Origin of the sequence: Prosthecobacter sp. (assembly GCF_044226605.1) — a bacterium.
Taxonomy (GTDB): domain Bacteria; phylum Verrucomicrobiota; class Verrucomicrobiia; order Verrucomicrobiales; family Verrucomicrobiaceae; genus Prosthecobacter.
Genome location: NZ_JBGAGS010000028.1, coordinates 26,905 through 53,245 on the forward strand (window position 1 = coordinate 26,905; position 26,341 = coordinate 53,245).

The following is a 26,341-nucleotide window of genomic DNA, read 5'->3' on the forward strand; positions in this document are numbered from 1 at the left end:
CCTGGCATCATCTTCCCACTTTGTTTCGATCGGAAAGTGCGACTTCGGTGACCTCAATAAGTTTCTTGATGTTGGGGTCTTCCGGATGAACACGCGCGACGTGCTGAAAATGGTTAAGAGCCCGGTGCGGCACTCCGGTTTGGTAGTACACCAGCCCCAGAGCCTTGTGGGTCTGGGCGTCATCGGGCAGGGCGCTCAGGATGTTTTTAAAGACATTGATCGCTTCATCGTAGCGGCCCACGCCTGCAAAGCTGAGCCCCAGCGTAAAGGCCACTGGCAGCCTGGAGGTGGCATTTTTGTCCAGATTGATCAGCTGCATCGTCGTGTCGAGAGCCTCTTTGGGACGGTTGAGCTTCAGCAACGAATTGGAAAGATTCAGCAGCCCGTTTTGGAAGCGGGGCTCCACCTTGAGGGCTTCACGGAAACATTGCACCGCCTGCTCGTTTTTCCCCGCATCTGAATACGCGGCGCCCAGATTTCCCCAGGTGCGGTATTTGCCCGGACTTTTGGCCACAGTGTCTTCCCAGAGAGATTCACGCGTCCGCCAGACGTTGTTGCGAATGCAAGTCTTCCAGGAAAGCGCACCCGCACTAAGCACAACGAGGGCCGGAACCCAGGCACGCTGCGCTCCGAGGCGGATGTCACTGGTCCGGAGCCAGTCCAGCATGCACGCCACAAGCACAAAAATGCCAATGGAAGGCAGGTAGGAGCGATGTTCCGCAACGAGGTCCGGCAACGGCACCAAGGCTGATGACACCGCCACGGTAAGCAGGAACCAAAGCACGCACGCGAAACCCAGCACAAAGCGCACATCTCCGCGGAAACGACGGTAAAGCATCCACGTGGAAGCAACCAATCCTCCAAGCACCGCCAGGGACAGCAGCACAGGCCCCTGCCAGAGCGATTCATACTTCGGCCAGTCGGGATCAAGATTCATTCCTTTGGGCCAGAACAACTGCCGCAGGTAGTGCACGATGACGGTCCATTCCGTGACGATATAGTGCCAGTGATTCATCGGCGTATCCCTGGAGTTCACGATGTTCAGTGCCGCGTTAAAATCATACCCTCCGGCCTGGGCCGATGCCGTGAAGAAAACGAGCAGAGGAATGATCGGAAGGCACAGCAGCAGAGGCAGCGCCCTTAGCAAAGCCGAGCGCAACCGCGTACCGATCACCATCCAGTCCAGCAGCAGCGCAAGCAAGGGCACCATGACCGCGTCCTCCTTTGTCTGCATGGCCACCACCACTGCGACGACCGCACCAACCATCAACAACCTCCGCCGCCATTTTGAAACGGTGAAGCACGAGGCAAAAAACAAAACCAGGCTGAGGAGCGAAAACAACACCACGAGAGAGGTGAACCGCTGGATGATATAGGTCACGGATTCCGTGGCCAGCGGGTGCACCACAAACAGCAGGGCCGCAGAGGCAGAGATAAAGAGGACGGAGCCACGCCGCAGCACGCCAGAAACTTTAGAACGACTGAGCAAAATGCTTAGCAGCGCGTATAGCAGAACCGCGTTGAAAGCGTGGATCATCACATTTCCCATGCGAAACCAGCGCGGATTGAAAGCATCCAGAAGGTAGTTCAGGCGGAAGCTCGAATAGGCAACCGGGCGCAGGATGGAATTGACCGCATAGTCGGGATCGGAGCCGATCTTGGCAGGACGATTCGCGAATTCATCGAAGTTTTTGAGGTAGTCGAGATTGCTGCCATTTCGAAAGAAGGGATTGTCCATCAAATACGTGTGGTCATCAAACGCCATGGGAAAATCCGCTGTCCACACGTACAGGCTTGCGCAGACGCCCAGCAGCAAGGCTGCCACCGCTGCATGGATCCATGCCCCCGACGAGATGGCAGCCTGAGATTGCACAGGCTGTGAATCAACGCTCACCCCGGATGCTGCAGGCAGATTCGTGACAGCGCGTGTCACGTTTTTGTTTTTCGTGTGTTTGCTGCGGTGACGCTTGGACATGGCTTCAGAAGATTATTTATGAAGCCATTTTGCCCCGAAACGCCTTGGGCAGGCAAAAGACATGCCCTGTCGCGTCGAACACCACCTCCACTAAAGGGGAACCTCAGACACAGCTCAGGCGCCGTGATCACGCACCCACTGACCGGCACGCAGATACAGCTCTGCTGCACTGCGGAGCTGCAGCTTTTCTTTAATGCGGGCACGATAGGTTTCCACGGTCGACTCGCCGAGATTAAGGGTCTGCGCAATCTCGCGCGTGCTCTTGCCACGTCCCAGCATTTGGAAAACTTCGAGCTCACGGTCAGCCAGCGTCTCCATGCCGGCGAGTTCGGTGTTGTTGCGCTTTTGCGTCATGCGCTCCAGCAGCTTGGCAGTCATCTGCCTGCTGGCGTAGACATCCCCTTTCATGACACAACGAATGGCCTCGATCACCTCCGTTGAAGCCTCGTTTTTCGTGATGTAGCCCTTGGCTCCGGCACGCAGGGCGCGCTCCGCATAAAGCTCCTCGTCGTGCATGGAGAGCACCAGCACATTGATGTCCAGCCCCTGGGCCTTGATGTCCTTCAGCAGCTCCAGTCCGCTGGAGCCGTGGAGGGTGATGTCCACAATGGCAATGTCAGGCTTGGTTTCGAGTATCAGCCGCATGGCATCCCGAATGTTGTCTGCTTCCCCGCAGATGGACATGCCAAGATCACGGTCGATCAGTTGTCCCAGATGCTCGCGAAACATGGGATGGTCTTCCACAAGGAGAACCTTGTAGCTGTTCGCTGTTTTCGTTTCATTTTTTTTCATGGTCGTTGGGTTGGGAGTTTTCATGATTGTTTGAGTTGCAGACGGCAGTTTACCAAAGTGCCGCCCTGTGGCCGCTGCCTCACGGAGAGGCTGGCTTTGAGCGCCTGTGCCCGGTAGTGCATCGTGCGCAGGCCCATGCCTTCATCGTTGGTGCCCTGGATGGCCCGAATGCCCCTGCCGTTGTCTTCCACGCTCAGCTCCAGGTTTTCGCTGGCAAACTTCAAGGTGATGACGATCTCCGTGGCGGCGCTGTGCTTCACGGCGTTGGCCACGGCCTCCTGGGCGATGCGGTAGAGGTGCATGGACACCTCAGGGGAGTCCAGCGGAATGTCCATGCAGTCGTCCACCACAATCGGGATGCCGGTGAGTCGGCTCATCATTTTACCCAGATCGACCAGAGCTGCGGCCAGCCCGCTGCGGTCCACATGCACGGGAAAAATGCCCCGCGCGAGATTGCGCGCCTCCACCACCACCTGCTGGATGGAGCCTTCGATGAGACTGGCGTCATGCGCCGATGAAACACCCTGCGCCTGCAAATCCTCCGCCAGCACCCGCGCCGCACAACCGATGGCGGCCAGCTGCTGGCAGATGCCGTCATGAAGGTCCTGGCCGATGCGCTGCTGCTCATGCTCGCTGACGCTGACGATGTCCCTTTCGAGCTGGCGGCGCTCTTCGAGCATCTTGATCTGGGCCTCGTCTGACTCCTGTTTGTTGCGCAGGGCCGTGACGGCGAAGACCACCACATTGAGATAGACGAGGCGGTTCAGCAGCGCCCAGGCGTATCCCAGGTGCGTCTCATACGGCGTGGTGCTCATGTTTGCCAGCCACCACACCACGCCCGAGAGCACCGCGATGAAAAGGCCCGATTTGTTTCCAGCCCACCAGACGGCAAGAAAAATCGGAATGCCGTAGAATACGAACCAGGTCACCTCAAATCCTGTGATGTGATCCAGCCAGCCGATGACAAGGGTGAAGACCGTCATGATCGCAATGATGATCCACACCGACTGTCGGCGCATGGCGTTGGTCAGTGCCGTCCAGAGGCTCTGCCGCTTTTTGGGGGCATGTGAAGAAAAAGGCGTGCTGATGGTGCTTGCGTTCATGGCATCAGTTGGTTCTTCTTTTTCACTGCGGCTTTGAATGCCGGGTAGTCACGGATGTAGTCATCCGTTTCATAGGGGCGGGAGGCCAGAACCATCAGCACCGAATCTGGGGAATGCAGGTGCTCCAGCGCCCAGACCATGGGTGGCACCAGCACCCCGAACGTGGGCCGGTTTAAGCAGAACTCTTCCTGATTCTCGCCATCGTCCACCATGAGGTGGCACTCGCCATGCACACAAACCAGGAATTGCTCGCAAGAGCGGTGGGCGTGCTCGCCACGCGTGCTCTCGGAAGGAATGGAGTAGGTGAGAAAGATGCGCTGCGGCACAAACGGCAGCTCACGGGTGAACTCCAGCGCAGTGAGATTGCCGCGCAGCGGGTCCAGAACGTGCCGCATTTCGAAGAGGCGCACGCCGCGCACCGAGCATTCTTTAATGGTGGTCTCGTGAATCATTCGGATGTTTTTCTTTCAAAGCGGTCCAGCGAGCGAACGAGGGACTGCGGCTTGCCGGACACGGTCAGAAACGCGCGTCCGAGGTATTCACCGATAAGCCCAAGCATCAGCAGTTGAGCGCCGCTGAACACGGTCAGAGTGCCCATCAGGGAACCCCAGCCAATCTGCCGCTGGCCCACGAAGATGGTTTCCAGCACCACCTCTGCCAGGATCACCACGCCCAGGGCGCAAAGCAGCATGCCCAGCACGCTGGCCAGACGTAGCGGCATGACGCTAAAATCAAACAACAGGCTCATGGCCAGACGGATCAGCTTGCGCGGGGTATACCCACTCCTGCCCCCGCTGCGCTCAGCATGCAGCACCTCCAGCGTGGCAATGCGGTTGGTGGCGCCAAGAATCAGACCATCGACATAGGGATAGGGTCCGCGATAAACCACGATCCGCTCGATCAGCCCGCGACGCATGGCGCGGAAGCTGGACAGGTAAAGGTCCGCTGGCTTGCCGAGCAGAAAAGTGGCGCACACGTTTGCCAGCCAGCTGCCAGCGTTTCGTGCCCAGTGGTGCTTCTTGTCCGCGTAGCGCGAATAAACCACCTCGGCATCGGATTCTCGCAGGTGCCGGAAAAGTTTGAGTGCCTCGCTGAGTGGGTTCTGCAGGTCGTCGTCGAGGTTCACCACGATGGCGCCGCGCGCGTGGCGGCAGCCCTCCAAAACGGCGGCGTGTTCGCCAAAATTCCGCGCAAGCTCCACCAGAGTCACCGGTGCGGGAAAGTCTTGGAGCAGCCGTCGGGCCGCCGCTGCCGTGCCATCTTTGCTGCCATCGTCCACCAGCACAAGTTCCCAGCTTTCCATTACGGGGAGAGCGCGAAAGGCATCCAGCAGCGGACGCAGGCCTTCGCCAGTATTGTAAAGGGGCACGACGAAGCTCAGCTCCGGCGGCGCATCAGTTGCAGGCATGGGCCGTTCCTCCCTTCAGGGTCAGGGTTTTCCGCGCGATGGCAAATACCGACGAGCCGAAAGGAATGTGAAACTCCTGGCAAAGTCCGGCATCCATCCTGCCCATGCCGGCCAGCACGGAGTTCATCCAGGCAGGCGTGAGTTTCAGGTCCGAAACGTTTCCGCGCGCAGGCCCCGCGGCCAGACGGCTCATCTGCCGCCAGAGCAGTAGGGGCAGGAACAGCCAGGCATTCCAGTAATGAACTTTTTCCACGGCGAAACACGAACGCTCGAGCAATGAACGCACCTGGCCTGCGGCATAACGTCTGGCGCCATGCACGGCCACATCATGGGAGCCGCGCAATCCCTCAAAGGCAGGCAGATTCATCACCAGCAGGCCATCCGGACGCAGGACTCGGCGCATCTCCGCGAGGGCCTGTTTTTCATCCACACCTGTGTGATACAGCACATCCAGGCTGAGGACGGCATCGAAGGTGCCTTCCTCAAACGGGAGCGCCTCCACGGCCCCCACTTTGACGGCGGAGAGACCTCGCTGACGGCAGCAGTTCACCGCCTGTTCCGAGAGATCGATGCCTGCCAAAGCGAGCTCCCCGTTCCTGGTCTGCAGATACTCCAGCGTGCCGCCCGTGCCGCAGCCGGCATCCAGCAGCCGGCTTCGAGGAGCCAGCCGCCCGGCCAGCGCATGCTCCACCAGACCGCGCAGCACGACATACCACCAATGGCGGTCTTCAACGGAACGCATCAGATCGTACTCAGGAGCCTGCATGAGCAAACCTTTCTATGGCTTCGCAGACTGCTCCCACTGCATCTTCAGTCAGATAGGGGTGCAGTGGGAGTGAGATGACTTCGGCAGCGGCTCGTTCAGATTCTGGCTGCGCCTCCCGGTTTCCACCGGAAGCAAACGCAGGCTGAAGATGCAGCGGCACGGGATAATGTATGGCAGCCGGTATCTCCTCCCCGTGCAAATGCTGCAACAAGGCGTCCCGCTGTGCGGAACGAACGACATACTGGTGGTACACGTGCTCGCACCCGCCGAGCACCGGGGGGCGGGTCACCACCCCGCTGCTTCCCAGCAGGGCATCATATTCCGCCGCCAGTCTGATCCTTTGCAGATTGCCCTCCCGCAAAGCCCCAAGTTTCACTCGCAGCACTGCGGCCTGCATTTCATCCAGCCGGGAGTTCATGCCGGCACATTCGCTGATGTATCGCTGTCTCCATCCGTATTGACGGATCATTCGGATCCGTTCCGCGAGTTCGGCATCGTTTGTGGCCACCGCTCCGGCATCTCCCAGTGCGGCAAGATTTTTCGTGGGGTAAAAGCTGAAGGCGGCGGCCCGGCCAAGTGTGCCGGTCATCTCTTCATAATACCTCGCGCCGTGCGCCTGCGCGCAGTCCTCCAGCAGTTCAATCCCGTGCTCTTCCGCCACCAGCTGCAGGCTTTCCCAGTCTGCGGGGTGGCCAAACATGTGCACGACCAGCGCAGCCTTGACGCCATGGCCTTCCGGAGATTGAAGCAGTGAGGCCAGGGCATCTGGACACAGGGTGAAGGTGTCCGGCTCCATGTCTGCAAACACCAGCCCCGCTCCGCTGCGCGCCACACCTGCGGCCACCGCGGACGGGGCGAAGGAGGGCACGACCACCTTGCTGCCAGGACCAATGCCAAGCGCCCAGAGAATCACTTCGATGGCATCCGTGCCATTGGCCACGCCGACGACATGTTTCACTCCGAGAAATGCGGCAAGCTCAGATTCAAATGCCTCCACTTCCCTTCCCAGAATGTAGGAGCCGCTGGCACAGACACGCTGCAGCGCCTCAGCCACAGCTTCCTGATGTCTGAGCAGGTCCGCCTTCGGATAAAGCAGAGACCATGGCTGGCGGGGATTTGGCATGCGCGATCCTAGACCACGACAAGCTTGTCGCAAGTAACGCTACACGTGGCGAAAAATGCTACTTGGGTTAAATGTTCGCCTCAGTCGCCGCTGGCAAATGCTTTGGAGCGTTCTGGCACCCACCTCCCCTTGCGAGAGCGCACCGGACGTCCGCAGCCTCCGAATGCCTTCGTGCCGATCGCCTTCGTAACGTTTTTCGCCTCGAAAAACCGGGGCGCATGCTCTCGCAGGCCCGCCTAAAGCAGCCCGCCTGCCTTCACATCGAGATATTTGTTGGCCAGCGCCACCGGCAGCATTTGCGCTGATTCATCCACCGTCAGCACCCGGCGGGCACGCAGGGATTCCATGAGCTGGCGGCGCTCTCCGAAATAATGGGTGAGGGCACCGTATTGCAGGGCGTCCTGCAAATGATCGATGGACGCGGCGGCGCGCTGCTCCAGTTCCTGCTCACGCAGAGTCGCCGTGAGCACCAGATGCCGGCGCTGCATGGCTGCCACCGCAGAAGCCAGCGTGGCACCATCTTCGCTGCGCAGATTCGTCAAAAGAATGACCAGTGCGCGCCGCCGCTGCAGCGTCATCACGCGCTCAGCCGCCTCGATGAAATCGCTCGGCTCATTGCTCGCTTCGTAGTTGTAAAGGTGGTTCAGCAGCTTGGGCATGCTGTGGGCTCCCTTCACGGGAGGCAGCCAGCGCTGGACTCCGCCAAAGCCCACCACACCCACCTCATCTCCCTGCCGCAGGGCGATGAATGCGATGAGCAGCATGGCATTGAGGCAATGGTCAAACTGGCTGAGCCCTCCATCCAGTGCGCGCATGCGGCGGCCGCAGTCCGGCACCAGCAGAATCGTCTGGTTGCGCGTCTCTTCATAGTCACGGCTCACGAGCGTCGAGCGCCGCGAAGTGGCCTTCCAGTCGATGCGGGACAAGACATCGCCATCCTGGTAGTCGCGCAACTGGTGGAAATCGAGGGAAGCCCCCATGCGGCGGCGTTTGACGATGCCCATTTGCTCCACGCGATTGGCCATGGCCAGCATGGCAAAGCGCACCACCGGCTCGTAGTTCGGGTAGGCGCGGGTCTCGCTCTCTCCAGCCACGAAGTGCCGGTTTTTCCACAGCCCAAAGGCGGAGGTGGCAAGCACGTGCGCAGGAGTGAAAACATGCTGCCCGCGGCGCAAAAAGCGGGCCTGGTAGGACAAGGCTGCATACTCGCCCGGAGGAATCGTCACCCGGCAGGGCAGGTCCACGGCCTCTGCCGCGGTGGGGATGCCGTCAAACAGCTCCAGATTCAGCGTGCGGCTGGCGGCATGGGTCACCGTCAGCGTCACGGGTGATTCCACGCCGAGAGCAAAACGCCCCGGCAAAGACCGCTTTCCGGTGATGCGGCCGCGACGCGGCAGAGTGAATGCATCCACAAGCATGGCGAAAAGCAGCGCGCCTCCACCGATCTGCCAGAGCAGAACGAGATTTTCCCAGATACATGCCACCACAGCCAGGACGAGCCAGGCGATGAACAGTCTCAGCAGCAGCAGAGTGGGACGCATGAAACTAAACGCGGGGTGCCTCGATGGTCTTGAGCAGGGAGTTGAGCATGTCGTCCACGCTTTGACCGCTGATCGCAATTTCCGGAGCCAGCTGCACGCGGTGGCGCAGGACGGGCAGCACGGCGCGCTTCACATCCGCGGGGGTGATGTAGCTGCGCCCTTCCAGCAGCGCGTAGGATTTGGCGATGCGCACGAGACTAATGGCTCCGCGCGTGCCGGCACCAAGGGAGATGGCGCTGTGCTGGCGGGTGGCGCGCACGATCTTCACGGCGTAGTCCACCACCTGCTCCACGGCCTGCACCGCAGCGGCTTCCTCCTGCGCGGCTAGAATGTCCTCAGGAGTGCAGACTTGCTGCACCACCGATGCCGAGAGACCGCCGCCTGAGGCACGCGATGACACCGCCTTCACCACCCAGGTCTCGCTGGTCACATCCGGATAGTCGATGAGCACCTTGCACAAGAAACGGTCGAGCTGGGCCTCTGGAAGCGGGTAGGTGCCCTCCTGCTCAATGGGATTCTGCGTGGCAAAGGTCATGAAGGGAGGAGGCAGCGCGTGGCTCTCGCCATCGATCGTCACCTGCGTTTCTTGCATGACTTCCAGCAAAGAAGACTGGGTCTTGGCCGGGGCGCGGTTGATTTCATCCGCCAGCAGCAAATTGGCAAACACGGGCCCGCGGCGCACGCGGAAGGTACCGCTGGCCATGTCAAAGAGCGTGTGGCCGCAGACATCGGAAGGCATGAGGTCTGGCGTGAACTGGATGCGGCGGAAGCTGCCGCCAAAAGTGCGGGAGAGGGCCAGCACGAGGTGCGTCTTTCCCAGTCCCGGCTTGCCTTCCAGCAGCACGTGGCCGCCTGCCAGCAGGGCCGCAAGCACTTGGTTCATCACCTCTTCCTGCCCTACGAACACCTGTCCCACCGCTGCACGAATCTGCTGAAACACCGAAGTGCTTTTGGGCACGGTTGGCGGCGTGTAATAACTGGGCTGCTGAGGATAACCGGCCGGCGGCGGCGGCGTGTAAAGGCTCGAGACGTCGGGTTCGGGAAGGATCGGATTCATGGATGGAAGGGTGGAGATTAGAGGGCGCGCCGGATCGCCTGGAGATCACGCATGAGGTTGACGAAATTGTGGGCGCTTTCTGGAGGGGCCACATCGAATGCGGCAGCCACTCGCTGCACTGGCAGGCCTGTGCGGCGGGAGATCTCTTCTGCGAGCTGGTCGTTCATCTGGCGGCTGCCGTCATCCAGTGAGCGGTGGCGCTCACGCACGCGCTCCCACACAGCATCACGCGCCGAATGCACCAGCACCGGACTGCGGCGCATGCGCCAGAAAAACTCTCCCAGCGCACCGACGTGGCTGGCAAAATGACGGGTGGAGTCCAGCTCCACTTCTGCCATCGGGCCAAAGCGCGGCATCTGCATCCACAGCCAGAAGACCAGGCACAAGACCAGCGCCACCACCGCCTTCCAGCCATGCATCCAGAGCAGACCAAAGAACGTCTCCGAGGAGTGGGAGAGAAACAGCACTTCCTTGGTGCCATATTCTCCCACCAAAGCAGCCAGCCACCGCGCGTGGTCATGCTCTCCGATCCAGTGATTCCGAAACGGCCGCGCGTGCACCAGCAGGGTCACGGCGCCCATGCCATGCTTCAGGTGCAGCGCCAGCGACTCGTTCTTGGACCCGGCTGAGAATTCACCCGGCCTGAGCTTGCGTTTGAGGATCAAGTTTTGGTAGCCGCCCAGACTGAGGTGATACGTCTTGCCATTCCAGGCAACGTCCCGTTCAGAGACCAGCCAGTCTTCGTCGCCTTTGATCCTTTTTTTCCGCTTCTTCTTTGTCTTGAAATCCTTGTCGTCTTCTTCGGAGCCGGCAGCCTTGTCTTTCTCCGTCTTGGAATCCTTGTCGTTCTCGGCTTTGGGATGCTTTTCGTCCGCTTCGTCCTCATCGCTCTTGGCCCGGTCATCCTTGGTATCGTCGTCGGAGAATCGCTTTTGCACTCCCACGCCCAGCTTCTCGAGAAAGGGATCCTTCTCCTCCTCCAGCAGCACGCCGGAAAAGTAGGAGCCAAAAGGAGAGTCAAAGTCATTGTACGGGCGCGTGCCGCTGAGGATGTAAATGATATGCCCGCCACCGTAGGCCCACTGCAGCAGCTGCTTCGCACGGCCTTCCGGCAGATCCCCTTCATTGGAGAGCATGACGACCGCATTCTGCGGCGGCAGTTTCGCCAAAGACTTGGTGGTATGAGCATCGTGGCCCAGAGCATCGAGCAGCCGCTCAGCCGCAAGGAAGGGATTCACACGAGCCTTGCCTTTGTATCCCGTGATTTTATCAACATCCTCCCAATGCCCCTTGCAGCCACACAGCAGCACCGCACCGCAAAGCATCAGCAGGCCGCGCAGAAAGTATTGTTTCATGCCGCGCCTCCTTTCCTCTCCACAAACGGCCATTGGTCGCAGAGCGCTCCCATTTCCTCATTCGACACCGGCATGACCGCGTAGGCCACCTGCACCCAGGCTCCCGTCAGCTGGCGGAAGTAGTCCGCCTCGGTTTTTTCACCCGCCTGCAGCACCTGCAGCAGGCAGTCCTCCTCCGTGTCGCTGTCTGAGATCGGCACCCGGCGGCGGTTCACCAGCCACGACAAGGAGCCACGGTACAGCAGGCTCAGCGCCTCTTTAAAATCTCCCGCAGCCCACGCCGCGCGTGCAGAGGCGACCAGATCGACCGGCAGGCTTTCAGGCGTGATGTTCATTCCCATCAGAACCTTGGGCGCACGCACGGGAGCATTGCTGACTCCACGCGAAATGAAGAGATGGCGGTTATTGACCAGATAAACGATCAGCCACGCCACCAGGCCGGCAATGATGACCCAGAAAATAAAGCCAAAGCCTCCGAAGAAGCCAAAATGAGAGAGAAGCGACCCCAGGGTTCCATCCGTCTCAGTGTCACGCGAGCGTTCCTTTTCCTTCTCTTTCTCTTTTTCCTTTTCGACTTCGTCCGGGTCTAGATCGGGCACCCAGACACGGGAGGGCATCTTGTGAATCTCAAAGTCAGGGTGTTTGAGCACCTTCTCCACGGCCCCGGGAGCATCCGCCTCCTCTGCTGCTTGAGCGTGTGAAGGCATGCAGCCCAGCGCCAGCACAGCGATGATCACTGCCGCAGCGGCGGAGGACAGTCGAGTGGCCATGCGCCGGAACGCCAGCTCCACATCCCAGCCTTCAATGCGCGTACGGCAGTTCAGGTACAGCGCGAAGCCTGCCCCCACGTAAAAAGGCTCCACCAGGCTGACAATGACCATGTGGCAGGCAGCCCCCCACCATAGGAAGCCAGAGGGAATGGTGTTATGAAAATCCAGTGACTCGAAAAGTCCGCCCCAGTCTGGCTGCGCATACTCCGGCAGCAGCCCATAGGTGCCCCACATCAGCCCCAGCCAGGCGACGAGTTCGATTTTGGAAAACGCATACGAGAGCGAGAAACCAGAGCCGCCGCCGTCCATGGCCAGTGTCCTGATGCGCTGATTGACCGCCGAGCCGCGCAGCCCTTCCAGCATCTGCGCTGGCAGCGCAAAGCTGCGGATGAAGGACAGCCGTCTCCAGAAAAGCGCCGGAAGGCAGTTCGAGATCCACAGGCGCGGCCACTGCTTCCACGTTTCCAGAAAGGTGGGCCGCACACCAAACGCCGCGCGGCTGAGGAAAAACAATGGCACCCGGTCATACAGGGGCTTGAGCCACCAGACGGCCAGCGGAATCCACTCAGGAGTTGAACGCAGCAGCACGCAAACCAGCGCCCAGAGCGGCAGCACGGTGCAGGCCCACAGTGCGATGATGCCGCCATAGTCCCGCCGCACCATGGCGCAGCCAAGGTCCACCGCCTCCCACGGCTGGCGCGGGCGCAGCACCACTGTGATGTCCTCAAGCCGCATCCGTCTGCCTCCTTCCGCTGAACATGAGAAACGCCGCCACGGCAATCCAGCACAAGGTGCCAACTCCAAATTTGATCGGAAGCGGGTAGTCCATCGGCGACCAGAACCCCTCCAGCACAGCCGCCAGGCTCGTCAGCACGGCGGCTCCAATCAGCAGGGGCATGGCTTTGCGCCCGGCGAGCACCAGCGCAGCGCGGCGCTCCAGCCTGCCCGGACGCAGCACCGACCACCCCACCCGCATGCCTGCCATGGCGGAGATGACGCATCCGGTCAGCTCCGGCGCTCCATGCGCGATCACCCAGGAGTAAAGCGTCATCGGATTGCCTGAATAATGCACATAGCCAAAGACAGCCCCAAGGTGCAGCGAGTTGTACATCAAAACAAACAGCGCCCCCACACCACCCATGATCCCGCCGGCAAACGTGCGGAAGTCGATGCTGACATTGTTCATGATGTAAAAGCAAAACGCCGCAAATCCCGAGCCAAAGCTCTCCCGCACATAATCCGACGGCTTGCTGGCCTCTCCATACATGCTCTCGATCTGCGCCATGCCGTTGGATCCCAGCATGGCCATGGACCACTCGGGATACGCGGGTGTGATGGCCGCCAGCAGCACCGCCGGCAGATAAAACAGGGCCGTGCACCACCAGAACAGTTTCCATTCCGCCCTCACCGCCTGCGGAAACTCCACAAAAAACAGGCGCATAAACGATTCCCAGCCACCTGCGCTGCGGCGCTCCAGCATGCGGTAGCCGCGGATGGCCAGCGCATTGAGCTGCTGCGTGAGGCGCTGCGGACTCATGCGATGCTGCGCCACGCTCAGATCATGGCACACCTGCCGGAAGGTCGCGGGCAGCTCGTCCAACTCGGGTGTCTGCACGGACTTCTCGGCATCCGTCAGCAGTTTCTCCAGCTTTTTCCAGCGTGGCTCGATGTGTTTTTCAAACTGTGCTGGAGTCATGAGCGATACGTGACTGCTCCTTTCATCGGTGGCGGCGTCCCGCGTTTCTCCTCCGGATCTCGCAGCCACATGGCCATGCCGCACAGCCGGCGCAGGCCCTCCATGCCGACGGCATGCGTCAGCGGCTGCGCCAGCGATGAGAGCTCGATCCGGCGCTCGTCGGCCCACAGCGGTGCGCGTTCAAGAAATTGCAGCAGCGCCGCCTGCTCCTCCCGCGTAAGTACCTGCGAGGGCGCCCGCCGCTCGGCGCGGATCTCCACATTCGGCACCGCGGGCTGTGGCACCTCGGCGTACGTCACCACGGTGTTGGCCACCAGATCGCCCAGCCGCTGAAACCGTTTGGTGAAGAGCATGCACACAATGCCGGTGAGGTAGAAAAACGGCATGAAGTCCACCACCCGCAGAAAATTGCGCATCACCGCCTGTGCCAGCGACACGGGTCCGCCGGTCACGCTCATCACGCGCAGTTTCATCGAGCGCTGGCCGGGCGTCGCGCCTTTGGCTCCGGCTTCAAAAATCACGTTGTAGAACCACTCCATGAAAAAGGCGAACAGCAGGGAGAACCCGCGCGCCATTTCCAGACCGATCACGCTCTGGAGAAACACGAAGATGAGAATGGCCGCCGCAATGTCGATGCCAATTCGGATGAGAATGTCGATCAGGAAAGCCATGCTGCGCACCGCCACCCCCGCCACACGGAGTTGAATCTCCACGCCATCTGCGAGTTCGACTGTTTGCAAGGTATCCGCGCGTGCCGCTGCCATTGACGAACAATCAAGCTGTTCCGTTTGGTTTTGACAACCACCGAATTATTTTCGTAAGTTTTATGAATGCCGGATATTCTGCCGGCCCTGAATCCCCCTTCCTTTCCCACCTACCTACCATGGAAACTCCCGCCAACCCCTACTCCGCCCCTGGCGCCAACCTGTATGGCTCGCCTGGCGGCACATCAGATGCCGTAGCCACAAGCACAATCGCCGCCCTGGCAGGCACCAAGCCCTGGGTGCGGTTCCTTTCAGTGCTGATGTGGATCGGCGTTGTCTTCATGCTGCTGGGCGCTCTGGCCCTGGGGGCGATGTCCATGATGGGACTGGCCAAACAGTCAAGTTCCGCGGCCAATCCCTTGGGCGGCGCACAGTTCATGGTGCTGGCGGTCCTTTATGGAGTGATGTCTTTTGTCTACATCTATCCTGCGCTCAAGCTTTGGAAATACGCCAACCGCATTGGTTCTCTCGTGTCCACACGCACAGTCGCCGACCTTGACTCCGCGTTGAACGAACAGCGCAGCTTTTGGAAGTTTATCGGCATTATGACGATCCTCCTGCTGTCGTTGTACCTCATCATCATCATTGGCGCCGTGGCACTCGGGGCTACTGCAGCCATGAAGGCCAACGGCATCCACTAGTGATCTACCCCATCAGCGCCACGGCAACGGGATCCACCAATGGCTTGCCTGCCCGCGTGAGCCGCACGTGGTGCTCGTCGTAGTTCAGCAGTCCTTGGTCACGCAGTACGTCCAGCATCTTGCGTGACTCGGGGAGGATCAAGTTCAGCGGCAGGCCGCGTGCGGTGCGCAGTTCCAGTCCGAAGCGCTCGGTGCGGCGTTTGTCGGGCGTTATCTCCTCGATCTCTGTGGCCGTGTCTTCACCGGCCAGCGTCATCGCCATGTAGCGCGGCGTGTCTTTCACATTGTGCCAGCGCCTGCCATTCACCGTGGAGAAAGCGCCGGGGCCGATGCCGAGGTAGTCCGCGCCGAGCCAGTAGGCCTCATTGTGAACAGAGCGGTGGCCGGGCCGGGCGTAGTTGGAGATTTCGTAATGCTCGAAGCCGCCGGCTTCCAGCAAGTCGATGGCAAGGCTGAAGAAGTCGGCATCCTGGTTTTCGTCCTGGCGGTACTCCCCAGCCTGTAGCCTGCGAAAAAAATCCGTGTCCTCCTCGTAGTTGAGATTGTAGGCGGAGATGTGGTCGGGCTGCAGCGAGAGCGAGTGCTCCAGGGTGTGCCGCCATGTCTCCACGCTCTGACCGGGAATGGAAAACATCAGGTCCAGGCTGAGGCTGGGAAAGCCGATGGACTTCAGCACCCGCCAGGTTTCTTCGGCCTCTGCGCGCAGGTGGTCGCGCCCCAGCGTTTTCAGCGTGGCATCATCCCAGGCCTGGATGCCGAGGCTCACGCGCGTGACTCCCATCTCGCGCATCATCGCAGCCTTGGAGGCGATGATGTTGCGCGGATTGGCCTCCATGGTGAATTCAGCAACCTGGGACATGTCCACGCGCTGCCGCAGTCCGCTTAGCAGGCGCTCCAGGTGGGTGTCGCTGAGCATCGTCGGAGTGCCGCCACCGAAAAAGATCGTCTGCGGTTTCAGCGGCTGCTTTGCCACCTCTTTAAGGAGCGCATCCACAAACGCCACCATGTCCGTGCCGCCCGGAGTGTGCTTGTGAAAGCTGCAGTAAGGGCAGATGCGGTGGCAGAAGGGAATATGGACGTAGAGGTGATTCACGGGCTGGAGGCTAAATACTTGATGCTAGTTGCTGGATGTTAGCAGAGAAAGCTTGCTCCGGCATCTAGCATCCAGCATCTAGCACCCAGAACCATGTCCGATGAAACCCACCACGAACGCGAACTCGGCGGCCAGTTGCTGGCGTCGGTCTCACGCTCTTTCTATCTTACGCTGAAGGCGCTGCCAAAGGAGCTGCGCGAACCGATTTCCCTGGCTTACCTCCTCGCCCGCACCGCGGACACCATCGCCGATACCGCCAGCGTGAGCGCCGAGGTGCGCCTCGACTGCCTGGAACGCTACCGCGCCCTCGTGCGTGGCACTGGAGACGTGCAGAGCCTGGCCAGCACGTTCATCACCCAGTTCTGCCCGCAGCAGGGCGATGATGCCGAGCGCCGGCTGATGGAAAAATTCGCCGAGGGCATCGCCTGGCTGCGCAGCATGCCGCCTGCACCGCTGGCGGCCATTCAGAGCGTGCTGGAGCACATCATTGACGGCCAGATGCTCGACATCCGCCGCTTTCCTGCGGACGGCAGGCTGCGCCGCCTCGCCAATGCGGAGGAGCTTGACGAATACACCTGGCTCGTCGCCGGGTGTGTGGGCGAATTCTGGACGCAACTCTGCGCCAGCGAGCTGCCTGCGTCTCTCGACCCTGCGGTGACGACCGCGCAAATGATGGAGTGGGGCGCTCGCCTGGGCAAAGGCCTGCAACTCATCAACATCCTTCGCGACATCGGCGAAGACACCCGCGACGGCCGCTGCTACCTCCCCTGCCAGCCCGAGGACATTCAAACGGAATGGAGCCTCTGGCTGCAAACCTGCACCGAGCACCTCGAGTGCGGCCTGAAGTACGTGCAGCACGTCACCCATGGCAAGCTGCGCTACGCCACCGCCCTGCCACTCCTGCTCGGCATTCAAACCGTGGCCAAGATGCGCGCCACGCCCTGGGAAAAAATTCAGCAGGGCGTCAAGATCTCCCGCCTCGATGTGGCCAGCATCCTCGCCCAGGCCGCTATCGCCTGCCGCAGCTCAGCCGCCATGGAAAAGCTGTACCGGAAGCTCGCTGAAAGCTAAGCCGCTGAGCTGCAACGAGTCAGAGCAGGTTCAAGCGGCCGCAAACGGCTCAGCTCTGCCCGCGCTCATATTCGTCTGGCAAACGACCTTTCGTGCCACCAAATTCGAAGTTCCAAGGATCGCACGCATACAACTATGTCAAACGTTCCGTCCCCTCAGAACGGCCACACCGAGGCTGAGACGCTGGCTTTTTTAAACCGGCTGACGCAGTCAGTGCTCGAGCTTTCTTCTCCGGAGGAGATCATCGCGACAGTGCAGCAGATGCTGGGCGAGTACATGCGCGTCTCCCGTGTTCTGGTGGCCGAGGCTTCCGCGGATGGAGAGACCGTCCTGGTACCGCAGACCTGGGAAACAGCGGGCATGCCCCGGCTGCAGGCGACGACCCACCGGCTGGCAGACTATGGCGACCGCCTCCTGGTGGACTACCGCGCCGGGCGCACGCACGTGCGGCGCAATGCCAGCCTGGAATACCCTGCGGGACCAGAGCAGAGCAAGCTCATGGAAATCGGCGCCACGGCCTCTATCGACGTGCCCGTGCTGACCGATGGCCGCTTTGCCATGCTCTTTGTGGTACACCAGTCCACTCCGCGCGAATGGACCGACGGCGAGATTTCACTGGTGCGCCAGGTGGCGGATCGCACCGCCGCGGAGGTGCGGCGCGCGCGCGCTCTGCGCGAGGCACAGAACAGCGAGCTGAGATTTCGCCAGATGGCCGACTCCATGCCGCAGATCGTGTGGGCGGCGCGTGCCGATGGAAAGATCGATTACTACAACCGCAAGTGGTATGAGTACACCGGCTTTTCCGAAGCTCCGGAGACCGCGCAGGAAAGCGATGGTGTTTTCCATGGCGATGACGCGAGGCGCTCTCGCGGAGCCTGGGAGCATGCGGTCGCTTCCGGTGGTGTTTACGAGCAGCAGGTGCGTCTGCGGCGCGGAGCGGACGGCGCTTACCGCTGGTTCATCAACCGCGGCCTGCCGGTACGGAATGACGAGGGTGTGGTGGCCGGATGGTACGGCACGCTCACGGACATCCACGATCAGCGCATGGCGGCGGAGGCAGGCATCCGCAACGAAGAGAGGCTGGGCGCAGCCCTGGCCGTGGCGGACATGGGGACCTTTGACTGGGATGTGCGGACAAATGTGGTGACCATGGATGCCCGTAGCCGCGACTTGTTTGGGTTTGGCGCAGAGCAGTCCGTCACCGACGAAGATCTGTTTCGGCTCATTGTTCCCGCGATGCAGGATGACGTTCGCAGCGCCTTCATCAACTCCCTGCGGAAACGCGAGCGGCTGGAGATCGAATACGACATCCGGCATCCCGGCGGCGAAATACGCACCATCCTGAGCATCAGCAACGTGGCTGAAAGTGCGGATGGAGAACCCGAACGTTTGTACGGCGTCTTTGGCAATGTGACCAATCGCAAGCGGGCCGAGGTGGAACGCGCAGGCTTCATCCGCGCCATCGAGGCCGAGAAGGCCAATCTGGCCGCCGTGGTGGAAAGAGCGCCGGCATTCATCTGTGTGCTGCGCGGTCCCGAGCACGTGTTTGAACTGGCCAATGATGGCTACTACCGCCTGGTGGGCTGGCGAAAGCTCATCGGCCTGACCGTGCGCGAGGCGCTGCCTGAAATCGAAGGCCAGGGTTTCTTTGAAATGCTCGATGGCGTGTACACCACGGGAGAAACTGTGTCCGGAACCGAGGTGCCGGTGATGGTGGTCCAGGCGGGAGGGGAGCAGCTACGCTTCCTCAACTTTGTGTATCAGGCCCTGCGAGATCCTGACGGCAATGTCAGCAGCATTTTCGTGCATGGCGTGGATGTAACCGATGAGGTGAAAGCCCGCGAGGCCATCGTGACCAGCGAGAGGCGGCGCAAGGCGGCGCTGGATGCCGCCGGACTGGGCGCCTTCAACATGGACCTGAGCACCCGCGTGCTGGAGACGGACGCGCGCTTCCGCGCCATCTTCGGCGTCTCTGCCGACACGCTGACCTATGACGAAGCCTTTGCCATCGTGCATCCGGACGATCGTGAAATGGTCAGGGCCAAAGTGAATGCCACCATCAATCCGCTGGATCCGCAGCCCTACTTTTCCGAGCACCGCGTGGTGCATCCGGACGGCTCCATCCATTGGGTCTCCGCGCGCGGCAGGTCCGCCTTCGAAGGCAGTGATACCGACCGGCAGCTCACCAGTTTTGACGGCACGGTGCTGGACATCACGGCAAAAAAGAACGCTGAGGATGAGCTGGCGTTTCAGCGGCATCTGCTGGAGCTCATTTTCCGCGAGTCCCCCGCCGCCATGGCGCTTTGGCGTGGTGAAGACCTCGTTTTCGAACGGGTCAATCCCGTCTATCAAACCTTGTTCGGCAAAAGAACGCTGGTGGGCAAAGCTCTGATGGATGCGGTGCCCGAACTGGAAGGCCAGGGATTTGAAGACCTGCTGAGAAAAGTGCTGAACACGGGCGAGCCCTTCACGGGGACGGAGACGCTGGCGCGGTTTGCGCCTGAAGCGGGTGCGCCGTCGTTGGACCGTTATTTTGACTTCAGTTATCTCCAGGTGTGCACTCCTGACGGACGCCCCTACGGTGTGTATGACCATGCGGTGGATGTCACCAGCCGGGTGCTGGCGCGCCAGGCCCTGGAGGAAAGCCAGAAGCTGCTGGAGCAGGCGCTTTCGGAACGGCAGTCCCTGCTGGATGCGGAACGCGCGGCGCGCGTGGAGGTGGAGCAGGCCAGCCGCATGAAGGATGAGTTTCTCGCCACGCTGTCCCATGAGCTGCGCACGCCGCTCAATGCCATCGTGGGCTGGACGCAGCTGCTGGAGACGACCCCAAATCTCACACAGGAACTGACCGAAGGGCTGGAAATCATCTCCCGCAATGCCAGGGCGCAGACGCAAATCATTGAGGACATTCTGGACATGAGCCGCATCATCAGCGGCAAGCTACGCCTGAACATTCAGCCCATCGACCTCACTGCGATCATTCGTGCCGCCATCGAAACCCTGCAGCCCGCCGCCAAGGGCAAAGGCGTGCAGCTCGAAGTGCTGGCAGCGCCTCTGACAGAGCGCCTGCATGGAGATCCAAACCGTCTGCAGCAGGTGCTGTGGAATCTGATCTCCAATGCGGTGAAATTCAGCCCGAAGGGCGGCAAGGTGCAGGTGGGCATTCAGCGTGCCGCAGGCCAGGTGGAGGTTCACGTGACGGACACCGGCGTGGGCATCGCGCCGGAATTTCTGCCCTATGTGTTTGACCGCTTCCGCCAGGCGGACTCCAGCACCACACGGATTCACGGCGGCCTGGGCCTGGGGCTTTCTATCGTGAAACAAATCACAGAAATGCACGGCGGCACCGTGCGTGTGCTCAGCCCGGGCAAGGACCTTGGAGCCACGTTCATTGTGAGCCTGCCGCTGGCTCAACTCTCTCCTGATGAGGATGTTTTCACGACCTCTCCACGTCCGACCTCCCGCATCAAGGACGCAGCAGCGGGCCACGCAGCGAAGGATCATCCGCTGGACGGCATCTCTGTCGTGGCGGTGGATGACGAACCGGACGCCGTGGCCTTCGTGCAGCGGCTTCTCACCGCCAACGGCGCCACCGTCCGCACCGCCAGCTCTGCGGCTGAAGCCCTGGCACTCATCAAGGCCGAGCCGCCGGACGTGCTGGTGAGCGACATCGGCATGCCGCTTGAAGATGGTCACTTCTTGATCCGCAAAGTGCGTGCCTTGCCCCCCACCGAAGGCGGACGCACCGCCGCCGTGGCACTCACCGCCTATGCCCGCACCGTGGACCGTGTGAAGGCACTGGAAGCCGGCTTTCAAATGCACATCTCCAAGCCTGTGGAACCCGCGGAGCTGATTGCGTCCGTGGCGGCGCTGGCGAGGACGTGAATGGGACGAGAGGGTTCGAAGAGAGCCAGTTGCGGCGCAACTGGACTAGGACTTCACTCGAAGCAGTTGCCTTACTTTGCAATCCAGCAAAAACATCACCAAAGAAACCAGGTGGATCCATGCCAGAAGCAGACTCTCGGTATCATGCCATAGGGCCAAAGTGATGACATAGTGAACGACCGCACCGGGAAAAGCCCAGATGGCCAATTCATCAGCCCACGTCTGCATACGGTTCATCACTCCACTGAGCAGAAACCATGAATCCCACGACTCCGTTACCCTTGAAAACACCAAACGCACCAAGATAGACGCCACGGTGAACACCACCAAGAAGACCATGATCCCGATCAGCCACCACAGAACGGAATTCCATGAGATGTCCTTGAACAATCTCATGTCAATCCACCTGACGTCCACGATCAGCCCAAACAGCAGCCCGAAGTCTTTCATCGGGGTGATGCTGCTAAATCTTTGAGCCATGGATGGAGAATAGTCCGCTCCATTAAAAAAGGGCAAGAAAAGGTTCAGCCCATTCTGCGGCCCAACTGCAAATAAAAGGACTCCTGTTGCGGCGGAAGTGGACTACTTGGCTTCGCGGCTGAACCATCCCTTCACCTTCGTGAAGAAGCCTTTCTTCTCCGTCGTGACGCTGCGCGCTTCCGGATCAGGCACACTCGCTGGCACGGTCACCGGCAGGCTCTGATCCCAGCCACCACCAAGTGCCTTGATCAAACTCACGCTCGCGATCAAACGCTGCCCTGCCAGCGTGGCGCAGGCGCGCTCCGTCAGCAGCAACGAGCGATTGGCTTCGATCACATTCAGATACGGACTGGTGCCCGCTTCATAGCGCGCGTGGGCGATCTTCGCAGCCTCCTGAGCGCTGGCGCGGGCGCGGTGCTGGGCCTCGGTCTGCGTGGTGAGATTGCGCATCGCCGCCAGCGCGTTTTCCACATCGTTGAATGAGGCGAGAATGGCCTGGCGGTAGTTGGCCAAAGCTTCGTCGTGCGCGGCGCGGGCGCGCTCCATGTAGGCGCGGTTTTTGCCGCCGGCAAAGAGCGGCACGCTGATGCTTGGGCCGATGTTCCAGTTCATGCTGCCCATTTCAAAAAGCTTCTCCACATCGCCGCTCAAATAACCAGCGCGGCCTGTGAGACGGATGCTGGGAAAGAAGTTCGCCTTCGTCACACCGATCTGGGCGGTGGTGGAGGCCAGCGTGCGCTCAGCGGCGGCAACGTCCGGTCGGCGTTCCAGCAGGTCTGTCGGCACGCCGGTGGGAATGGCAGGCGGGCTGGAAAGCATGCCGGCATTGCTGCCGAGTTTAAACGCGGCGGGATTGGCTCCCGTAAGAAGGGCGATGGCGTTTTCAAGCTGGTCGCGCTGATTTTGCAGCGCGCTCACCTCTGCCTCGGCACTGGCCACTTCGGTCTCCGCCTGGGCCTGCTCCAACTCGCTGCCGGCACCGGCCTTCACACGGGCACGCGCGATGTCCAGCGCCTGCCTGCGCCAGCCCACGGCGGCGCGCACGGTGGCCAGTTCGCCATCGAGGGCACGGATGCGGAAGTAGCTGGTGGCCACGTCCCCATGCACGCCGAGGAGCACGTTTTGCATGAGGTTCGCAGCGGCGGCGGCATCGGCACGGGCGCTTTCGTTCTGGCGGCGGATCTTGCCCCAAAGGTCCAGCTCCCAGCTAAAGTCCAACGGCACCGTGTAGCTCGGCCCCACATAATGCAGGCCGTTCAGCGGAAAGGCGCTGGGCATGTTCGGAGACGTGCGCTGCGTGGTGAAGGCAGAATTGATGTCCGCCGTGGGAAAGAAGGCCGCACGCGCCAGCCCGGTGCCTGCGCGGGCTTGGTCAAACCGCGCGATGGAGGCCTTCAGCGTCTGATTGTTCGCCGTGGCCAGCTCCATGAGGGCGTTCAGCCTGGCATCGCCAAACACACGCCACCAAGCCCCTTTGGGCAGGGTGTCCAGCGGGCGCGCCTCACGCCAGTTCACAGCGCCTTTGTAATCCGCAGGCGCGACCGTTTCCGGCCGTTCGTAGTTCGGCCCGATCTGAGCGATGGCGCTGGTAGCAAGAAGGAAGGGTAGGAGGAATCGCATGGCAGGAATCAATGAGGGACAGGAAGGGCGCCGGCGGGAATCTCGGCGCATGTGGCAGATGCAGCCTTCTTTTTGTGGCCGAGCATCACGAGCACATAAAACACCGGCGTGAAGAACAGGCCGAGAAAGGTCACGCCGATCATGCCGGCAAACACGGCGGTGCCCATGGCGCGTCGCATTTCAGCCCCGGCACCGGTGGAAACCACCAGCGGATACACCCCGGCGATGAAGGCGATGGAAGTCATCAAAATGGGGCGGAGGCGCAGGCGGCAGGACTCGATGGCAGCCTCGAAGGGCGTCAGGCCATGGTCGTATTTTTCCTTGGCAAACTCCACGATGAGGATGGCATTTTTACAGGCCAGGCCGATGAGCACGATGAAGCCGATCTGCGTGAAGATGTTGTTGTCACCATGGGTGATCATCACCCCCGCAAGTGCGAACAGCAGGCACAGCGGCACGATGAGGATGATGGCCAGCGGCAGGCGCAGGCTCTCATACTGCGCGGCCAGCACCATGAAGACGAGCAGGATGCAGAGCGGGTAGATGAAGATGGCGGTGTTTCCCGCGATGATTTTCTGATAGGTAAGATCCGTCCACTCAAACTCAAATCCGGCTGGCAGGCCGTCCTTGGCCAGCTTGGAAATCAGCTCCTCGGCCTGCCCCGAACTCAGCGGCGGCAGCGGCGCACCATTGAGGTCGGCGGCCAGGTAGCCGTTGTAATGTGTGACGCGGTCCGGACCGAAGCCCTCCTTCACCTTCACGAGAGATCCCACCGGCACCATTTCTCCGGCAGCGTTGCGTGTTTTCAGCCGCGTGATGTCGCTGGCCTCATCACGGAACTGCTCCTCCGCCTGGGCGACGACTTGGTAGGTGCGGCCAAAGCGGTTGAAGTCATTCACATACAGGCTGCCGAGATTGACCTGCAAAGTCTCGAAAAGATTCGCCAGCGGCACGCCCTGGATCTTGGCCTTCTCACGGTCCACGTCCGCCTCGAGCTGCGGCACATTGACCGTGTAGCCCGTGTACACCTGCGTGAGCTTCTGGCTGCCCCACCCGGCACCCTCCAGTTTTTTCACCGCCTGATACAGCGCCTCATAGCCCTGGTTGCCACGGTCCTCCACCATGAGCTTGAATCCACCTGTAGTCCCGATGCCATTGACGGGCGGCGGCGGGAACATCATCACCATCGCGTCCTGGATCGCCATGAACTTTCCATTGAGCGCATTGGCGATGGCTCCGCCGCTGAGCTCAGGCGTTGTGCGGTCCTCGAAATTGTCGAGCCCCACGAACACGATGCCCGCATTGGGACTGATGGTGAAGCCCTGAATCGAAAGGCCGGGGAACGCGATGGCATCCTTCACTCCAGGATGATCCCTGGCGATCTGCGACATGCGGCGCATGACATCATCGGTGCGGTCCAGCGAGGCACCATCCGGAAGCTGCGCAAAGCCGACGAGGTATTGCTTGTCCTGGCTGGGTACAAAGCCCTCAGGCACGGTTTCAAAGCCTTTCCAAGTAGCCCAGACAAGGCCGCCGTAAATGATGACGGCGATGAAGCTGAAGCGGATGATGCGCTTCACCAGGCCCACATACACGTTGGACGACCATTCAAAGAAGCGGTTGAAGGGGCGGAAGAACCAGCCAAACAGGCCGTCGATCAGACGGGTGAGGATGTCTCGCTTGTCGCCATGGCCTTTCAGCAGCACCGCGGAAAGCGCCGGGGAGAGCGTGAGAGAATTGATGGCGGAAATGACCGTGGATATGGCGATGGTGACGGCGAACTGCTTGTAAAACTGGCCGCTGAGCCCGCTGATGAACGCGGTGGGAATGAACACCGCGCAGAGCACCAGCGCCGTGGCGACGATGGGGCCGGTCACTTCCGTCATGGCCTGCTGGGTGGCAGCGAGAGGCTTGAGACCATTCTGAATGTTACGCTCCACATTTTCGACGACCACGATGGCGTCATCCACCACGATGCCGATGGCCAGCACGAGGCCGAAGAGGGAGAGGTTGTTGATCGAGAATCCGAGCGCGTGCATCACCGCAAAGGTGCCGACCAGCGACACCGGCACGGCTGCCAGCGGGATGATGGAAGCACGCCAGGTCTGCAGGAAAAGCACCACCACCAGCACCACCAGCACCAGGGCCTCCAGCAAGGTGTGGATGACCGCGTCGATGGATTTTTCCACGAACACGGTGGGGTCGTAGGCAATGGCGTAGTCCACTCCCTCCGGCATTTTCTTCTTCAGTTCCGTCATGCGATGGCGCACGGACTCGGAGACGGCCAGAGCATTGGCGCCGGGGAGCTGAAACACGCCCATGCCAACGGCGCGCTTGTTGTTCAGCAGCGCACGCAGCGAGTAGTCTCCCGAACCCATTTCAGCACGGGCCACATCGCGCAGGCGCAGCTTTTCACCATGCGGCCCGGTCTTGACGATGATCTGGTCAAATTCTTCCTCGCTGATGAGACGGCCTTTCGCATTCACCGTCAGCTCAAAGGCGGAATCTTTCGTCGGCTGCTGGCCGATGGTGCCTGCGGCCACCTGGATGTTCTGCTCGCGGATGGCGTTCACGATGTCTCCGGAGGTGAGGCCGCGGGCGGCGGCCTTGTCGGGATCAATCCAAATGCGCATGGCGTAGTCGCCCCCGCCAAAGATGTTCACCTGTCCCACGCCAGGAAGCCGCGTCAGTTCATCCTTCACATTCAATGTGGCATAGTTGCGCAGGTAGATCTCATCGTAGCGCTCGTTGGGAGAAAGCAGATGCACCACCAGCGTCATGTTTGGCGAAGACTTCACCGTGGTCACTCCGAAGCGCCGCACTTCCTCCGGAAGCTTTGGCAGGACCTGGGCCACACGGTTCTGCACCTGCATCTGCGCCAGATCGAGCTCCGTGCCGATCTTGAACGTGACGGTGAGCGTCATCACCCCATTCGCCGTGCTCATTGAAGACATGTAGAGCATGTTTTCGATGCCGTTGATCGTCTGCTCCAGCGGCGAGGCCACCGTTTCCGCAATGGTCTTCGGGTTCGCGCCGGGATAGGTGGCTGTGACGATGACAGTGGGCGGCACGACTTCCGGGTACTCGGAGATCGGCAGCTGGAAGAGCGAGATCGTGCCGAGAATAAAAATCAGCAGCGACAGCACGCCCGCAAAAATGGGGCGGGTGATGAAAAATCGGGAAATGTTCATGTCAGCAAGA

At 60.8% G+C, this 26,341-nt stretch carries 20 protein-coding genes; 3 read left to right on the plus strand and 17 right to left on the minus strand.

Annotation, left to right across the window (positions count from 1 at the left end; genetic code table 11):
- Positions 1 to 7: 7 nt before the first annotated feature.
- From ACILSO_RS28100 to ACILSO_RS28160, 13 genes are all read right to left on the minus strand, one after another.
- Positions 8 to 1,975, minus strand: coding sequence for a tetratricopeptide repeat protein (locus ACILSO_RS28100; RefSeq protein WP_395740811.1), 1,968 nt, complete (start codon positions 1,973 to 1,975; stop codon positions 8 to 10).
- Between the two features lie 114 nt (positions 1,976 to 2,089).
- Positions 2,090 to 2,767: a response regulator gene (locus ACILSO_RS28105; RefSeq protein WP_395740812.1), complete on the minus strand. Its 678-nt coding sequence runs from the start codon at positions 2,765 to 2,767 to the stop codon at positions 2,090 to 2,092.
- Positions 2,768 to 2,787: 20 nt separating this feature from the next.
- Positions 2,788 to 3,870, minus strand: a complete 1,083-nt coding sequence (locus tag ACILSO_RS28110) for a sensor histidine kinase (RefSeq protein WP_395740813.1) — start codon at positions 3,868 to 3,870, stop codon at positions 2,788 to 2,790.
- Entirely contained in the window at positions 3,867 to 4,322 is a 456-nt protein-coding gene (locus tag ACILSO_RS28115; RefSeq protein WP_395740814.1) for a sugar 3,4-ketoisomerase, read from the minus strand. The genes ACILSO_RS28110 and ACILSO_RS28115 overlap by 4 nt, the downstream gene beginning before the upstream one ends.
- Complete coding sequence (locus tag ACILSO_RS28120) at positions 4,319 to 5,278, minus strand: glycosyltransferase family 2 protein (protein WP_395740815.1); 960 nt, start codon at positions 5,276 to 5,278, stop codon at positions 4,319 to 4,321. Before ACILSO_RS28120 ends, ACILSO_RS28115 begins: the two co-directional genes overlap by 4 nt.
- Positions 5,265 to 6,020, minus strand: coding sequence for a class I SAM-dependent methyltransferase (locus tag ACILSO_RS28125; protein WP_395740816.1), 756 nt, complete (start codon positions 6,018 to 6,020; stop codon positions 5,265 to 5,267). The genes ACILSO_RS28120 and ACILSO_RS28125 overlap by 14 nt, the downstream gene beginning before the upstream one ends.
- Positions 6,021 to 6,030: 10 nt before the next feature.
- Complete coding sequence (locus ACILSO_RS28130) at positions 6,031 to 7,167, minus strand: DegT/DnrJ/EryC1/StrS family aminotransferase (RefSeq protein ID WP_395740817.1); 1,137 nt, start codon at positions 7,165 to 7,167, stop codon at positions 6,031 to 6,033.
- A gap of 236 nt (positions 7,168 to 7,403) precedes the next feature.
- The gene (locus ACILSO_RS28135; RefSeq protein ID WP_395740818.1) at positions 7,404 to 8,708 is read right to left on the minus strand and encodes a DUF58 domain-containing protein; all 1,305 of its coding nucleotides are present in this window, start codon (positions 8,706 to 8,708) and stop codon (positions 7,404 to 7,406) included.
- A 4-nt stretch (positions 8,709 to 8,712) separates the two neighbouring features.
- Positions 8,713 to 9,765, minus strand: a complete 1,053-nt coding sequence (locus ACILSO_RS28140; protein WP_395740819.1) for an AAA family ATPase — start codon at positions 9,763 to 9,765, stop codon at positions 8,713 to 8,715.
- Between the two features lie 17 nt (positions 9,766 to 9,782).
- Positions 9,783 to 11,120 (minus strand): DUF4350 domain-containing protein, encoded by a 1,338-nt coding sequence (locus ACILSO_RS28145; RefSeq protein ID WP_395740820.1) that lies wholly within the window; start codon positions 11,118 to 11,120, stop codon positions 9,783 to 9,785.
- Complete coding sequence (locus ACILSO_RS28150; RefSeq protein ID WP_395740821.1) at positions 11,117 to 12,625, minus strand: DUF4129 domain-containing protein; 1,509 nt, start codon at positions 12,623 to 12,625, stop codon at positions 11,117 to 11,119. The genes ACILSO_RS28145 and ACILSO_RS28150 overlap by 4 nt, the downstream gene beginning before the upstream one ends.
- A complete protein-coding gene (locus ACILSO_RS28155) occupies positions 12,615 to 13,586 on the minus strand; it encodes a stage II sporulation protein M (protein ID WP_395740822.1) in 972 nt (323 codons plus the stop codon). Before ACILSO_RS28155 ends, ACILSO_RS28150 begins: the two co-directional genes overlap by 11 nt.
- A complete protein-coding gene (locus tag ACILSO_RS28160) occupies positions 13,583 to 14,350 on the minus strand; it encodes an RDD family protein (RefSeq protein WP_395740823.1) in 768 nt (255 codons plus the stop codon). The genes ACILSO_RS28155 and ACILSO_RS28160 overlap by 4 nt, the downstream gene beginning before the upstream one ends.
- A gap of 119 nt (positions 14,351 to 14,469) precedes the next feature.
- Between ACILSO_RS28160 and ACILSO_RS28165 the strand changes: the two genes are divergently transcribed.
- Positions 14,470 to 14,991: a DUF5362 family protein gene (locus ACILSO_RS28165; protein WP_395740824.1), complete on the plus strand. Its 522-nt coding sequence runs from the start codon at positions 14,470 to 14,472 to the stop codon at positions 14,989 to 14,991.
- A gap of 4 nt (positions 14,992 to 14,995) precedes the next feature.
- Here the strand turns inward: ACILSO_RS28165 and hemW are convergent, their stop codons facing one another.
- Positions 14,996 to 16,084: a radical SAM family heme chaperone HemW gene (gene hemW, locus ACILSO_RS28170; RefSeq protein ID WP_395740825.1), complete on the minus strand. Its 1,089-nt coding sequence runs from the start codon at positions 16,082 to 16,084 to the stop codon at positions 14,996 to 14,998.
- Between the two features lie 93 nt (positions 16,085 to 16,177).
- Here hemW and ACILSO_RS28175 point away from each other — a divergent pair, with 93 nt between their 5' ends.
- Together ACILSO_RS28175 and ACILSO_RS28180 are read left to right on the plus strand one after the other, a co-directional pair.
- A complete protein-coding gene (locus ACILSO_RS28175) occupies positions 16,178 to 17,155 on the plus strand; it encodes a phytoene/squalene synthase family protein (RefSeq protein ID WP_395740826.1) in 978 nt (325 codons plus the stop codon).
- 135 nt (positions 17,156 to 17,290) lie between these two features.
- Entirely contained in the window at positions 17,291 to 21,040 is a 3,750-nt protein-coding gene (locus ACILSO_RS28180; protein WP_395740827.1) for a PAS domain S-box protein, read from the plus strand.
- Positions 21,041 to 21,085: 45 nt separating this feature from the next.
- Here the strand turns inward: ACILSO_RS28180 and ACILSO_RS28185 are convergent, their stop codons facing one another.
- The 3 genes from ACILSO_RS28185 to ACILSO_RS28195 form a co-directional block, all read right to left on the minus strand.
- A complete protein-coding gene (locus ACILSO_RS28185; RefSeq protein WP_395740828.1) occupies positions 21,086 to 21,520 on the minus strand; it encodes a hypothetical protein in 435 nt (144 codons plus the stop codon).
- Positions 21,521 to 21,622: 102 nt separating this feature from the next.
- On the minus strand, positions 21,623 to 23,140 hold the full coding sequence (locus ACILSO_RS28190) for an efflux transporter outer membrane subunit (protein WP_395740829.1): 1,518 nt from the start codon (positions 23,138 to 23,140) through the stop codon (positions 21,623 to 21,625).
- 8 nt (positions 23,141 to 23,148) lie between these two features.
- Positions 23,149 to 26,331 carry an efflux RND transporter permease subunit gene (locus ACILSO_RS28195; RefSeq protein ID WP_395740830.1) on the minus strand — a complete coding sequence of 1,061 codons (3,183 nt, stop codon included), beginning with the start codon at positions 26,329 to 26,331 and terminating at the stop codon, positions 23,149 to 23,151.
- Positions 26,332 to 26,341 lie beyond the last annotated feature (10 nt).